Below are 12,757 nucleotides of genomic sequence, written 5' to 3' on the forward strand. Positions count from 1 at the left end.
AGCCTTTGGGGGAGTGCTTGCATCACCGAGCCGAGCTATTGGCATTTGCGGGAGTAACCGGGGGAGGGGTAAGCACTCTCCCGCTCATGCCAAATTTGTGGGGCTTTGGGTTACCGTGCGCCGCGCTGGCGCTTACGTTCCTGGCGACGCTCCTTGCGCTCGGCTTTGGCCGCTTCGCGTTCGGCTGCGGTGATCGTGCCTGAACCATCGGTATCGACGCGAGCGAAGCGCTTCTCGATAGTAGCATCGAATTCCGCTTTGCTTACGGCAGAATCGCCATTGGTGTCTGCCCGGCGCAGCATCCGCATGGAGCGGTCACCTCGGCGCCCTCCTCGGCGCATCTCACCACGCTCTCCGCGACGTTCAGCGCGCGCCTCGCGGCCAGCGATCATCTCAGCTTGCGACAAGCCGCCGCTGCCATCGGTGTCGAGGCGTTCAAACATGCGGGCTTGACGCTGTGCAGCACGTGTCTCGCGAGCTGCGGTCATTTCAGCAGGGGTCACTTCGCCATCGCCATTGGTATCAGCTTCGGCAAAGCGCGCTAGAGCACGGGCGCCGCGATCTTCCATAGTGAGCCGGCCATCGCCATTGGCGTCCATCCGGGCAAAGCGCTTATCGCCTTGTGCCTTGGCTTCTGCGATCGAGATTTCCCCATCGCCATTGGTATCGGCTTTGGCCATGCGGTCACCTTGTTGGGCGTATGCAAGGCCTGCGCCGCCCATTACGAGGGCTGCAGCGGTCAAAGAGAGGGTTAGTTTGCGCATGGGGCGCTCCTTTCAGGTTTTTATCGTTCTATTCGCTGTGAAGCTGCGATGAGGCTTGCTTACCGGCCTGCTCCCTTCTCACCCCACACGGGTCATCGGGGTTCAAAGGACTTAGAGACCAGCTTGGCTCCTCACCGCAACTCACAGATACCCTTCTAGGCCCGGTATGTCGCAGGAATATGCCGGATCGCACGCAAAGTGTCGCGGTTTGTATCAGGCTCAGCACGCTGTTCAGAAAGCGGCAAGAAAAGCGGTACTTTGCCCCTTATCCCTGGCCCTTATCTTGGCCGGTGTTCAGTTCCCTCGCCAGCTGTAATGAAGATCGCGGTCGCGCTTTCTTCTACATCGGCAATATGCCAGACACCGCGCGGGTTTATCGCAAACTCGCCAGCTTTAAGTGTAACACACTTGCGCGAACCATCGGGGAATTCCTGAGTGAGGTCCATCACGCCTTGTGTGCAGATCACGACTTCCTCGCCGTTAGGATGCATTTCCCAACTGTCCCACCCTTCGGTAAAGGTATGCTGCGAGACCAGTCTGCCCTCAGATCCATCGGACCCGTGCCGTGCGCCATAGCCTGCGTACCATTGCATCCCATCAAAAGGCGGCTGCGGCACAGCTGTTGCCCCAAGACCCAGGTGGAGGAACGTGTCGCTGAGTTTGGGCGCGCTCATTGTGCCGGTGACGTCATGCAGAAAACGTTGAGCTTATTCCCATCAAGATCGCGGAAGTAGCCTGCGTAAAACCCATCATCCCCGCGCGGGCCAGGTTCACCCTCATCGCTTGCGCCATTGGCCATGGCGACATCGTAGACCGCTTTGACCTTGTCAGGGCTGTCCACCATGAGAGCGACCATTGTGCCATTGCCAACACTCGCCGCTTTTCCATCGAAGGGTGCGGTAGCGGCAATGCCGGCGGTGCCGTCTTCGAAGCTGCCCCAGGCGATAAATTCGCCCTCTTCCATCATGCGGCCATAGCCCATGGCTTTGGCTACTTCGTCATAGAAAGCAGCCGCGCGCGGCAAGTCATTGGTGCCCAGGGTTACATAGCCGATCATGTGAGTTCTCCCTTAACCGCAAGCCGCCAATTGCGACTCGGCGTGAGAGGAACATTAGTGGAACATGATGCTCCGCGCAATTGGGTTCAAAGTGGCTGCGTTTCTCGTTCGACCCATACCAAGTCCTCGCCTTGAAGTTGAGGTGCCAAGAGCGCGCGGGTGTTCGCGTGGTAGTCGTCCACCCAAGCGATTTCGCTCTGCGTCAAAAGGTTTTTGTCAATCAAACGCCGATCCAGCGGCACCCATGTGAGGCAATCAAAGCCAAGGTAGCGGCCCTCTTGGCCTTCAATTTCACGTTCAACGGTCAATACAAGGTTTTCAATCCGAATGCCAAACGCATCCTGTTTGTAATAGCCCGGCTCGTTGGAAAAGATCATGCCCGCGTGAATTTCCTGAGACGTGCCAGCCTGCCCGCCCGTGGGCTTGGCGATGCGCTGCGGGCCTTCGTGGACAGAGAGGAAGCTGCCAACGCCGTGACCTGTGCCATGGGCATAATCGACGCCTGCTTCCCACAGATATTGGCGCGCAAGCACGTCGATCTGGCCGCCATTGGTGCCTTGGGGGAAGGTCGCTTGGTCGATCTGGATATGGCCTTTGAGGACGCGGGTGAAGCGGTCACGCATTTCTGCGGTGGGCGCGCTTCCTTCCGGCGTATCGATCCATACGGTGCGGGTGATGTCTGTGGTGCCGTCTTCATACTGGCCGCCGGAATCGACCAGATAAATCGAGCCGGGGGGCACAGGAATATTGCTTTCCTCATCCACCTTATAATGGGGAAGCGCGGCGTGCCCTGCGGCTGCCGAAATCGATGGGAACGACAGGTCGCGCAAAGTGCCCGCCTCGCGCCGGAAGGCCTCCAGCTTCGCAGCCGCAGATAGTTCGTCCACGGTGCCGTCCGGAGCGGTGACTTCCATCCAGCGCAGGAAGCGGGCAACCGCTGCACCATCGCGGGCTTGCGCATCGCGGTGGCCTTGGACTTCAACGGGGTTCTTGATCGCTTTGGGGAGGATTGTGGGATCCTGTGCAAAGGTGAACTTTGCTCCGCCCGCACGAAGCGCCTGCGCAATCCCGACCACACCGTAATTGGGATCAACGCTCACGCGCTTGCCGGAGAATTCACCCAGCGCGGAGGTGAAATCAGAGCGATCACGAATGGTCACCGCATTGCCCAAATGCTGGGTCAGCTCAGGCGTCACCTTCTCAGGCGCGATGAAAAGCTCTGCTGTCCCATCTTTGTGAGCGATCACATAGGAAAGTGCTACCGGCGTGTTGTCGACGTCTTCGCCTCGGATATTGAGAAGCCACGCAATCGAATCGAGCGCGGTGATGACGGTTGCATCGAGCCCTTCATCGCACAGCCAATCGGCAACTTCGGCGCGCTTCTCTGCCGAGCCGCGCCCTGCCAGTGCCTCATCATGGACGATTGCGACAGCATTCGAAGGGGCCGGTTGATCGGACCACACAGCATCGAGCGGGTTGCTGTCTGCGGGCACCATCGCGATACCCTTGGGCTCAAGCGCCTTCTCCTGCGCCGCGACCCATCCCCATGTGTGGAGCCAAGGATCATAGGCGACCTTCGCGCCTTCCCCGCACACATCGCCTAGCCAATCGCTCAACGAATCGCCGGGGACGCTGCGATACTCAAACAGATTACCGTCCACCTGATCGCGCACTTGAACGGTGTAGCGCCCATCAACAAAGATCGCTGCATGGGTGAGCGTCACGGCGGCAAAGCCCGCAGACCCGCCAAACCCGGTGAGCCAATTGAGCCGCTGGGCATAGTCGCCCACGTATTCACTCATGTGCTCATCCGATATCGGAATGACAAAACCATCAAGCTCGCGGCGTTTCAATTCCTCGCGCAAAGCCTTGAGGCGCGCTTCGTGGGTTTGCATCAGCATTATGTTTGATCCTTGCTTGCGCGTGTCGTGTGTCACGTTAGATACCATGACATAAGCTGCAACTCAGCACCTTTCCACCCGAGCGTTCGCCAAAGGGGATTATCACAGTGTCGCAATCACGCTTCACCATCCTTACATGCGCTGCGGTCTTGGCGGTTTTGCCCGCCCATATCGCATCAGCCAACACACAAGAGGAACACGCAAACGTGTCAGCCGTCACCCCGCCAATCGCTGAGAAGCGCGAACACACTTACAGCCATCACGGGATCACGATTTCGGACCCATATGACTGGCTCTATGACAAGTCATACCCCACAATCGATGATGAGGATGTGCTCGATTATGTGAAGGCGGAGAACGCCTATTTCGAGGCGAAGATGGCGGGCCAAGAGGCTCTGACAGAGGCGCTCTTCACCGAGATGCGCGCGCGGATCAAAGAGGACGATTCCACCGTTCCTCAGCGCAATGGCGACTACATGTATTGGTCCGAGTTTGAAGAGGGCTCGCAATACCGCAAACACTATCGCAGGCCCGTTGGCGCTCCCGAGAGCGCTGAGCCGCAGCTGATCCTCGATCAGAATGAGCTGGCTGAGGGCCTTGAATACTTCCGCCTCGGCGCTTTGTCGGTGAGCAAGAGTGGGCGCTATCTTGCCTATTCAACCGACACCAATGGGTCAGAGCGCTACACGGGCCGTATCAAGGATTTGGAGACGGGCGAACTGCTGGCTGATGAGCTGACGCAGCTTCGCGGCGGGCTCACTTGGGTCGCGAATGATACAGCGCTAGTCTACACCCCTTCGACCGAGGAATGGCGCAGACTTGAGATCAAGCTGCACACAATTGGCGAGCCGAATGACACCGATGTGTCGCTCTACTTGGAAGAAGACCAAAGCTTTAGCGTGGGTGCGGGGCTGACCGCGCAGGAAGATTATCTCATCATCGCATCAGGCGACAATGAGACGAGCGAGGTGCGCTTTGTCTCTGCTGACGATCCCACAGGCGAACTGACCTTGGTGAAGCCGCGCCAAAAGGGCGTCGAATACTCAGTCGATATCCGAGAGGGCGAGCTGTGGGTGTGGACCAATGACGATCATATCAACTTCCGCCTCGCCAAGGCAGACCTTGCAACACCGGGCGACTGGCAAACCGTCATTGCGGGGTCGAACGATTTCTACCTCACCGATTTCGACCTGTTCGAAGGTTTCTTCGTCACCGAAGGGCGTTTGAACGGGCTCGATTCTGTGCAAATCCGCCGCTACGACGCGCCGCTGGAAATTGAGCCGATCAGCTTCCCAGAGGCGAGTTATGATGCGGGGCTGACCTATAACCCTGAGTACGACCAAACCGTACTGCGCCTCTCCTATGAAAGCATGGTCACGCCCGATACGGTCTATGACTATGACGTGGCGGCCAAGACGCTGACTACGCTGAAGACACAGGAAATTCCGAGCGGCTATGATGCCTCGCAATATGTGACGCAGCGTGTCGACATCGAAGCGCGCGATGGGACCATGGTTCCGGTTAGCGTAGTGATGCGCAAGGACCGCGCTGAAATCCTCGCCAAGGCTGGCATCGAGGGTCCGGGTCCGCTGCATCTCTATGCTTACGGCGCTTATGGTTATGCCGTGCCGCCGGGCTTTTCGACCACGCGCCTGAGCCTCGTTGATCGCGGCTTTGCCTATGCGATTGCGCACATCCGTGGCGGTGATGACCTCGGGCGGCGCTGGTATCTGCAAGGCAAGATGTTTGAGCGCACCAACACCTTCAACGATTTCGTCGATGCAGGGCGCGGGCTTATCGCCAAGGGCTTTACAGCCGAAGGCATGGTGACCGCATCGGGCGGCTCAGCAGGCGGCGAATTGATGGGCGCGATCATCAATCAAGACCCCGCGCAATATGGCGCAATCGTCAGCCATGTGCCTTTCGTCGACGTGCTCAACACGATGCTCAACGACAAGCTTCCGCTGACGCCCGGTGAATGGCAGGAATGGGGCAATCCTATCACGTCCAAAGAGAGCTTCGCCTATATCCTGTCCTACAGCCCTTACGACCAAGTGAAGGCGCAGGACTATCCGCCCATGCTGGTCACCGCGGGACTTAACGACCCGCGCGTCACCTATTGGGAGCCCGCCAAATGGGTCGCGCGTCTTCGTGATGTGAAGACGGACGACAATCTGCTGCTCCTCAAAACCAATATGGGCGCAGGGCATGGCGGTCAGTCAGGACGTTGGAATAGCCTCAAGGAAACGGCGGAAGAGTTCGCCTTTATCCTGTGGCAAATGGGCATGGCTGCCGAGTGATTGGGGACGCTGAGTGAGCGAGCCTAACTGCTACACCCAAACCTTCACAGCCGAGCCTCATCACATCGATGAGCTCGGCCATGTGAACAATTCGGTCTGGGTGCAATGGGTACAGGACATGGCTACCGCGCATTGGTCTGCGGTCGCTGATCCCGCCCACCAAGAGCAGTTCTTCTGGGTCGTGATCCGGCATGAGATCGACTATCGCGGCAATATAGCGGCGGGTGAAAGCGCGACCGGCACGACCTATATCCCCGGCGATCCCAAGGGTGCTAAATCCATCCGCATGGTTGAGTTTACCGACGCCGATGGAAAGCCACTTGTGACCGCGCAAACCACTTGGGCCATGCTTGACCGGGCCACCGGACGCCTCACTAGGGTGCGCCCAGAGGTGCTTGCGCCCTTTCGCTGATTAAGCAGCAGATTGCAGATCGCGGCGAACAGGTGGCGCATCGTTGAAGACAGTGAGGCGCTCAAAACATGTTCGGTTACGCCCTGACGCTTTGGCATTGTACAAAAGCTGATCAGCGCGCGAATAGAGCTCAGAAAAACTCAAAATCTCAGCCCCGGCGCTCGGCAACTCAATAAGCCCCATGCTGGCTGTTACTTGCCGATCAAGTCCTTCCACTTCGCTTGCCACACACATCGGTAGCGATCGGCGCAAGGCCTCTGCGCGCTCATAGGAATTGTCGCCGCGCAATAGCACTACAAACTCCTCACCACCCAGCCGCATCGCAATACAATCGCGCTCATCGTCCCCGCGTATCGCATTGGCACAAGCGACAAGGACCTGGTCGCCGACTTGATGGCCAAAACGATCATTGATCAATTTGAACTTATCGAGGTCGATGAGCGCGAAAGTATCGAAGCCTTGAGCGCGCAAAGTGACAAATCGATCTTCCACAAGGCGGCGATTAAGCAGCCCTGTCAGCGGGTCACGCTCAGACAATGCTTCTAGGGCTTCAGCCTTTTTGATGGCCGCATCTCTTTGCCTGCGCAGCATGCGAATGCGGTAGGCAAACCCAACACAAGCGATGAGCCCCACGCTAAGCATAGCCGCTACGAGAATATCAGAATTTAAGACAGAAGCCCATTGCATGCGAGCGGTATAAACGGGAACTTATTACTACTCACTTAAGTAAAACTACTCCGAATTCGATGAATTGCAGAGCAATTGAATGAAAATCAGAGAGAAGAAATAATCAATCTCCACACATGCAAGTGGAGCGAGTATCTAAGCGGCCTTGCGGCGTTTCTTCAAAATACCATCAGTACGAGTAAAGTCGCCTGGATTATCAACATCAATCGGCGCGTCGGCAAACGGCATACGCACCACCTGAACACTCACGCCCCAGCGCTTCGCCAAATAATCTGCCATGCCGTCCATTGTGGCGAGGCTGAACTTATACATCAGCATAAAGCGAAAACCGAAGGCTTTGAGAATACGGCGTGGTTGCTTGCCGAACTGTCCGCCGGTCTCGAAGACTTTGGCCGCTTTGATCGCGCGTTCAGAGGTCACAGCATAAAGATTGCAGCTCGACCAACCACCGTCTTTAAGCTCGTGAAAAGCCCGTTTGCCGTCGGGATACGCATCAAGGATCGTCTGGGCGGTTGTCATCGCCACTGCGATTTCTGCGCCTGAGCCAAGCACCTCTGCGCAAAAATGGTCGAACATCTCTGATGTGTGCAAAGCATTGTCGCCGGTGGAGACGACCAAGGGGTAAGCGTTTGGAATGGTGGCGGCTGCGTGTTCGATACTTGCAAAAAGGTTGGCGCCCGCTGAGACGAATTTGAGGCGGCCTTCATCCATCATGTTGGCGAGGTATGGGACGGAACGCATGAGCTCCTCGCTCTCAATCGAGACGTAGATATCGCCTGCGTGGTTACTCTCGGCGATTTCGCGCACCACACGCTGGAGCATCACTTCTCCGTCGATCTCCACCAGGCATTTGTGGCTCACATTCTGGAGCTTGGCGACCGCATCTTGTGGCCCTGCACGGCTGGCGGCGAGAACTAAGGCTGTGACTTTACTCGTGGTGGCCATGGGTCGAACCTATCGGTTAGGATTGAAGCGCATTGGATAATTGAAGAGTAGCGGTCAATTGGCGCGCGGGCTTGGCGGGGTCAAGGTCAGCTAGCTCTTTCAGGAGGGCTTGCCGGTTGAAATCAGGGGCGGCGGCAAGGCAGGTCTCAAGCTTCTGCCACAATTGCGCGTCCGACATGGGGTGGGCTTTGCTGCCCACTGGCATTTTGAGCGCGGTTTGGACCTTGCGCCCATCTTTAAGCGTGATGTGAACTTCTGTGGGAAATTCACTCTCGAGCTTTTCGACATATTGCTTTGTGATGAGCGGCATAAGAGCGCGGACCCGCGGTCGATGAAGCGCATCAGGTTCATAATCGCCAAGGCCAACATCGCCAGCGTTCAGGGCCGCCGCAAGGCTGTATTCGAGGCTGAACTTCGCCTCTGCCGGGGTTTGCGGGTTCTCGTGCATGAGATTGCGCAGGTGTGCGGCCGGGGCGCGGACAAGGACCTTTTCGACCGCGCCCGCTGTGATTGAATGTTCTTCCATTAACGCCAATAACCCATCGAGCGCTCGGTGGAGGCTCCCGCAATTGGGGAAGCGTTTGATCTTAAGGCCATATTCGGTGATGTGGAGCGCAGTGCCTGCGTTTGCGGGGTTAAAGCGCATGGTCTGGCCGTGTTCGGCTTTGCCCTCCATAGAGGTCGCCAGCGCCTCGGCGTCCTGCCCCACCATCAATGTGCGAAGCCCCGTCGGGCCCTCAAGCGTCGCTGCCCCTGCGGTGATCCCGCCTCGTGCCATGAGGGCCGATTGCACGCCGCCACTTGCCGCTAACCCTGCGTGGATCGGTTTTGTATCAGAGCCAAACTGACTCATAAAACCGCCCGCAAGACTGGTCGAAAGCGAGATCGCGTGGGCTGACTGCTCTGCATCAAGGCTAAGCATCCGCGCGCATCCGGCCGCCGCTCCTATAGCGCCCATAGTGCCAGTTGCGTGCCAGCCCCGGCTACGGTGAAACGGGTTTACCGCTTGGCCGACGAGCCCCATGATCTGGAGACCAACGATGTATCCATCGAGCACATCGCCTATGGATGCATCTTCGCTATCGGCCAGAGCAAGCAGTGCGGGGATCAGCACCGCTGAAGCGTGCGCCTTTGCGGGGTCAAAATTGTCGTCGAAATCGAGCGCATGGGCGCAGGTGCCGTTGAAAAGAGCCGCGTTTGGCGCAGAGAGTGTCTGCGTCCTCGCAGTCGCCCTCGCCTCGCCGCTCCCCCAGCCTTCAACCACAGGCCACAGCTTGGATGGGGCGCTATCAGCAGCTCCCGGCACCATGCAGGCGACCGTGTCAATCAGCGACCGGCGTGCGGTGTGCAGTGCTTCCTCGGGCCAATCTCGGGGCGTTTCAGCGACCCAAGCGGCAAACGCTTTAAGAGCAGAGGACGTTACGGTATCGGGCATATTCAAAGCCCTTTAGATAGGATTGCCGTCCTGGTCTCGGAAAATCTCGCGCCGGCCGACATGGTTGGCTGGACCCACAAGGCCTTCGCTCTCCATGCGCTCAATCCATTTGGCAGCGGTGTTGTATCCCACACCCATCTGACGTTGGAGCCATGAGCCCGATGCTTTCTGGTTCTCGATCACAATCTGGCAAGCTTGGCGATATTTGCGCTCTTCGGGATTATCGGACGCGGTCATGTCGTCTTCAAAGTTGAGGCCACCACCATCTTCGGGTTCTTCCGTGACAGCATCGACATATTCAGGCGCGCCTTGCGCTCGCCAAAAGTCAGCCACAGCCTCCACTTCCTCATCGCTGACGAAGGGCCCATGCACGCGCACTGTCGCGCCCGTGTTGGGCTTATACAGCATATCGCCTTTGCCCAGCAGTTGCTCAGAGCCCTGCTCACCAAGAATGGTGCGGCTGTCGATGCGGCTGGTCACCTTAAAGCTGATCCGGGTCGGCAAGTTGGCTTTAATCACACCGGTGATGACATCGACAGACGGGCGCTGCGTCGCCATGATGAGGTGAATACCCGCCGCACGCGATTTTTGGGACAGACGCTGGATCAGGATCTCGATCTCCTTGCCAACGGTCACCATCAAATCGGCAAGCTCGTCCACGATCAGGACAATCTGCGGCAGCGGTTCGTAATCGAGCTGTTCTTCTTCGAACAATTGCTCGCCTGTGTCGGGATCAAACCCCGTCTGTACACGCCTGCCCAACGGCTTACCCTTTGCAATCGCATTGCGAACTTTCTCATTAAAGCCCGAAAGGTTGCGCGAGTTAATCGAACTCATCATCCGATAGCGACGCTCCATCTCCTCAACCGCCCATTTGAGCGCGCGCACAGATTTATGCGGCTCGGTCACCACGGGAGAGAGGAGATGCGGGATGTCGTCATAGGTTTTGAGCTCAAGGACCTTAGGATCGATCAGGATCAGGCGGCATTCCTCCGGCGTAAACCGGTAGAGCAGCGACATAAGGATACAGTTGAGCCCCACCGATTTGCCTGAACCCGTGGTCCCTGCGACCAGCAAGTGAGGCATGGCGGCAAGGTCGGCCACAATCGGTTCGCCTGCGATATCCTTACCAAGGATGATCGGCAAAGCGCCCTTGTGATCGACAAAGTCGGCACACTCGGCAAGCTCCTTTAGAACCACCATCTGGCGGTCCTTATTTGGAAGCTCGATCCCCATCACCGTCTTGCCGGGAATAGGCGAGACCCGCGCGCTGATTGCGCTCATATTGCGGGCGATGTCTTCGGCAAGGCCTACAACGCGGCTCGCCTTGATGCCCGGGGCTGGCTCAAGCTCATACATGGTGACCACAGGACCGGTGCGAACGGCGGTGATTTCGCCTTTGACGTTAAAGTCATCCAACACGTTTTCAAGCAGGCGCGCATTGCGCTCCAAAGCCAGTTTGTCGAGCTTTGGCGCAGTGTCCTCTGGAGGATCAGTGAGCAGCTCAAGGCTCGGCAGATCATAAGTCGCGAACATATCGCGCTGGTTCTTCTTGGTCGCCGGATTGGCGCGTTTGGGCGGCGCTGAGGGGTCGGTGATTTCTGGTGAGCGGCGCGGTGTAGGTTCTTCCTTCACCTCGCTAACATCCGCCTTCTTAGCCCGGCGTGCTTTAGTCGCAGGCGCTGCGGTCTCGTCATCTTCGTCGATAAAGGTGAGCGCCTGCTCTTTGGCGCGCAGAAATGGCAAACGTGCTGCAATAGCGCTGCCAATCGCCGAGCCGCCGACGAAATTGGGCAGGGTCAAAAGCACGCGCCAATCAATCGCAAAGATGCGGGTGAGCAGAGTTGTGCCCCCCGCAAGGCAAACAAGCGCCCCGGCAAGCGTCACCCAGCCCGAGGCGCTTTCACCAAAACGAGACGCGGCCGCCTCAATACCTGTTGCACCAAGAAGGCCGGAAACACCGCCCAATTGTGCAGGAAGTGAGCCTGCAGAGGTGTCGAACGCAAGCGAGAGAACAGTCCCCAAAAGCACCATCGCAATAAGCAAGAGCCCGGTGGGCAACCACCAACGCGTGCGCTCCCCTTCTTCGGTATCGAGCTCCACGCTGCGCCATAAACGCCGTGCAGAAATGTACAGAAGCGGCAACAAAAGCACTCCGGGTAAGCCAAAAGCAAACAGCACACGGTCCGCAGCCCATGCCCCCCATTGGCCCATCCAATTGCTTACCTGTGAAGGATCAGCAGCTGTCGAAGGACTCGGGTCGGTTTGGGTGTAACTTGCCAAAGCGAGCGCCAAAAACGCCATTGCCAGGAAAAGGACCCCTGCACCCGTCATCTGGGCTGCGCGTCGTAAGGATCGGCGAAGGCCAATGCGCCAGTCGGCTGTTGCAGGCTTACGTGTGTTCACGGCTCGGGTCGCCATAGGGCGCTTCCTAGGTTGGAGATAGACGAGAACACACCATGAATCCTCGGACGACTCTGGTCAAGCAAAGAGCGATGAGCCGCAAAGCCAAATGGTGAAATGGATGGTTCAAAAACGGGGACTGACGACACCTTCCAATTCGAGCCGTTCGATGATCGCACGGGCCTTATTGAAGCCAATGCGCAAGGTGCGTTGAAGGTCGCTTGCCGAGCATCTTTTTGTTGCCAATACGTGACGGCGCGCCTCGATATACAACCGGTCCAGTTCATTGTCGTTTGCGGGCATAAGCGTCTCCCTTAGCTCAACCCATCAATCGCGGCCCAGCGCCGCCATTGGAGGGTGCGAGCGCCTGCCTTGGTCATTCCGCCCAGGGCGATCACAGGCGCGCGCGCGTGCTTGGCAAGAACGCGGAAACGCGATGGGCCAAGAGTGCCACTGCCGGGATGCGAGTTGGTCGCGAAGACTGGCGAAAGCAAAATGGCATCTGCTCCCAATCGATTGGCCAGCCCTACCTCTGCCATGTCATGAGCGGTTGCCAAATACAGCAGCCCCGCGCGCCTTGGCGATAAAGAACGCGGCGCCCCGTAAATCCCATATGCGCCCCATTCCTTGGCAGTCATTGCGCTGTCGGCGAGGATCACCATGTGGCCGCAAGCCTTTGCCACCTTGCGTAAGCTCTCAAACCGCTGCCAGCGTTCAGGATCAGCCAAATGATAATGCCGGTAAATAAATCCGCTCCCTCGGGGCAAGCGCTCCAAAGCGTCCTCTAACACCGCATCGTTGCGCGCGTCAGAGATCAGCCAGGCCAAGGGAAGAGTTGAGTTTCTCACCCGCC

12 protein-coding genes are annotated in these 12,757 nt (G+C 57.9%); 2 read left to right on the forward strand and 10 right to left on the reverse strand.

Translation table 11 applies throughout. From position 1 onward, the window contains the following. Positions 1-110: 110 nt before the first annotated feature. The 4 genes from AC0V61_RS06205 to AC0V61_RS06220 form a co-directional block, all read right to left on the reverse strand. A complete protein-coding gene (locus AC0V61_RS06205; protein ID WP_486156399.1) occupies positions 111-764 on the reverse strand; it encodes an EF-hand domain-containing protein in 654 nt (217 codons plus the stop codon). A gap of 278 nt (positions 765-1,042) precedes the next feature. Then, on the reverse strand, positions 1,043-1,438 hold the full coding sequence (locus AC0V61_RS06210) for a cupin domain-containing protein (RefSeq protein ID WP_486156400.1): 396 nt from the start codon (positions 1,436-1,438) through the stop codon (positions 1,043-1,045). After that, positions 1,435-1,821: a VOC family protein gene (locus AC0V61_RS06215; RefSeq protein WP_486156401.1), complete on the reverse strand. Its 387-nt coding sequence runs from the start codon at positions 1,819-1,821 to the stop codon at positions 1,435-1,437. The genes AC0V61_RS06210 and AC0V61_RS06215 overlap by 4 nt, the downstream gene beginning before the upstream one ends. Before the next feature lie 86 nt (positions 1,822-1,907). Continuing rightward, the gene (locus AC0V61_RS06220) at positions 1,908-3,722 is read right to left on the reverse strand and encodes an aminopeptidase P family protein (protein WP_486156402.1); all 1,815 of its coding nucleotides are present in this window, start codon (positions 3,720-3,722) and stop codon (positions 1,908-1,910) included. 170 nt (positions 3,723-3,892) lie between these two features. Here AC0V61_RS06220 and AC0V61_RS06225 point away from each other — a divergent pair, with 170 nt between their 5' ends. Together AC0V61_RS06225 and AC0V61_RS06230 are read left to right on the forward strand one after the other, a co-directional pair. Continuing rightward, positions 3,893-6,022, forward strand: coding sequence for a S9 family peptidase (locus AC0V61_RS06225; protein ID WP_486159465.1), 2,130 nt, complete (start codon positions 3,893-3,895; stop codon positions 6,020-6,022). 13 nt (positions 6,023-6,035) lie between these two features. After that, positions 6,036-6,434 carry an acyl-CoA thioesterase gene (locus AC0V61_RS06230; RefSeq protein ID WP_486156403.1) on the forward strand — a complete coding sequence of 133 codons (399 nt, stop codon included), beginning with the start codon at positions 6,036-6,038 and terminating at the stop codon, positions 6,432-6,434. On the opposite strand, the gene AC0V61_RS06235 is transcribed toward AC0V61_RS06230, so the two are convergent. The 6 genes from AC0V61_RS06235 to AC0V61_RS06260 all read right to left on the reverse strand — a co-directional run bounded on the left by AC0V61_RS06235 (position 6,435) and on the right by AC0V61_RS06260 (position 12,752). Beyond that, positions 6,435-7,121 (reverse strand): GGDEF domain-containing protein, encoded by a 687-nt coding sequence (locus tag AC0V61_RS06235; protein ID WP_486156404.1) that lies wholly within the window; start codon positions 7,119-7,121, stop codon positions 6,435-6,437. 135 nt (positions 7,122-7,256) lie between these two features. Then, positions 7,257-8,066 carry a nucleotidyltransferase family protein gene (locus AC0V61_RS06240; protein ID WP_486156405.1) on the reverse strand — a complete coding sequence of 270 codons (810 nt, stop codon included), beginning with the start codon at positions 8,064-8,066 and terminating at the stop codon, positions 7,257-7,259. Between the two features lie 16 nt (positions 8,067-8,082). Then, positions 8,083-9,501: an MmgE/PrpD family protein gene (locus AC0V61_RS06245; RefSeq protein ID WP_486156406.1), complete on the reverse strand. Its 1,419-nt coding sequence runs from the start codon at positions 9,499-9,501 to the stop codon at positions 8,083-8,085. Between the two features lie 12 nt (positions 9,502-9,513). Next, positions 9,514-11,922, reverse strand: coding sequence for an FtsK/SpoIIIE family DNA translocase (locus tag AC0V61_RS06250; protein WP_486156407.1), 2,409 nt, complete (start codon positions 11,920-11,922; stop codon positions 9,514-9,516). A 108-nt stretch (positions 11,923-12,030) separates the two neighbouring features. After that, positions 12,031-12,207, reverse strand: a complete 177-nt coding sequence (locus tag AC0V61_RS06255) for a DNA translocase FtsK (protein WP_486156408.1) — start codon at positions 12,205-12,207, stop codon at positions 12,031-12,033. An 11-nt stretch (positions 12,208-12,218) separates the two neighbouring features. Then, positions 12,219-12,752, reverse strand: coding sequence for a thiamine phosphate synthase (locus AC0V61_RS06260; RefSeq protein ID WP_486156409.1), 534 nt, complete (start codon positions 12,750-12,752; stop codon positions 12,219-12,221). Positions 12,753-12,757 lie beyond the last annotated feature (5 nt).

Source organism: Erythrobacter sp. JB1-4 (genome assembly GCF_057365025.1).

Coding starts and splice junctions, on each gene's coding strand:
- AC0V61_RS06205 (WP_486156399.1), bottom strand. CDS start 764: ATGCGCAAACTAACCCTCTCTTTGACCGCTGCAGCCCTCGTAATGGGC.
- AC0V61_RS06210 (WP_486156400.1), bottom strand. CDS start 1,438: ATGAGCGCGCCCAAACTCAGCGACACGTTCCTCCACCTGGGTCTTGGG.
- AC0V61_RS06215 (WP_486156401.1), bottom strand. CDS start 1,821: ATGATCGGCTATGTAACCCTGGGCACCAATGACTTGCCGCGCGCGGCT.
- AC0V61_RS06220 (WP_486156402.1), bottom strand. CDS start 3,722: ATGCTGATGCAAACCCACGAAGCGCGCCTCAAGGCTTTGCGCGAGGAA.
- AC0V61_RS06235 (WP_486156404.1), bottom strand. CDS start 7,121: ATGCAATGGGCTTCTGTCTTAAATTCTGATATTCTCGTAGCGGCTATG.
- AC0V61_RS06240 (WP_486156405.1), bottom strand. CDS start 8,066: ATGGCCACCACGAGTAAAGTCACAGCCTTAGTTCTCGCCGCCAGCCGT.
- AC0V61_RS06245 (WP_486156406.1), bottom strand. CDS start 9,501: ATGCCCGATACCGTAACGTCCTCTGCTCTTAAAGCGTTTGCCGCTTGG.
- AC0V61_RS06250 (WP_486156407.1), bottom strand. CDS start 11,922: ATGGCGACCCGAGCCGTGAACACACGTAAGCCTGCAACAGCCGACTGG.
- AC0V61_RS06255 (WP_486156408.1), bottom strand. CDS start 12,207: ATGCCCGCAAACGACAATGAACTGGACCGGTTGTATATCGAGGCGCGC.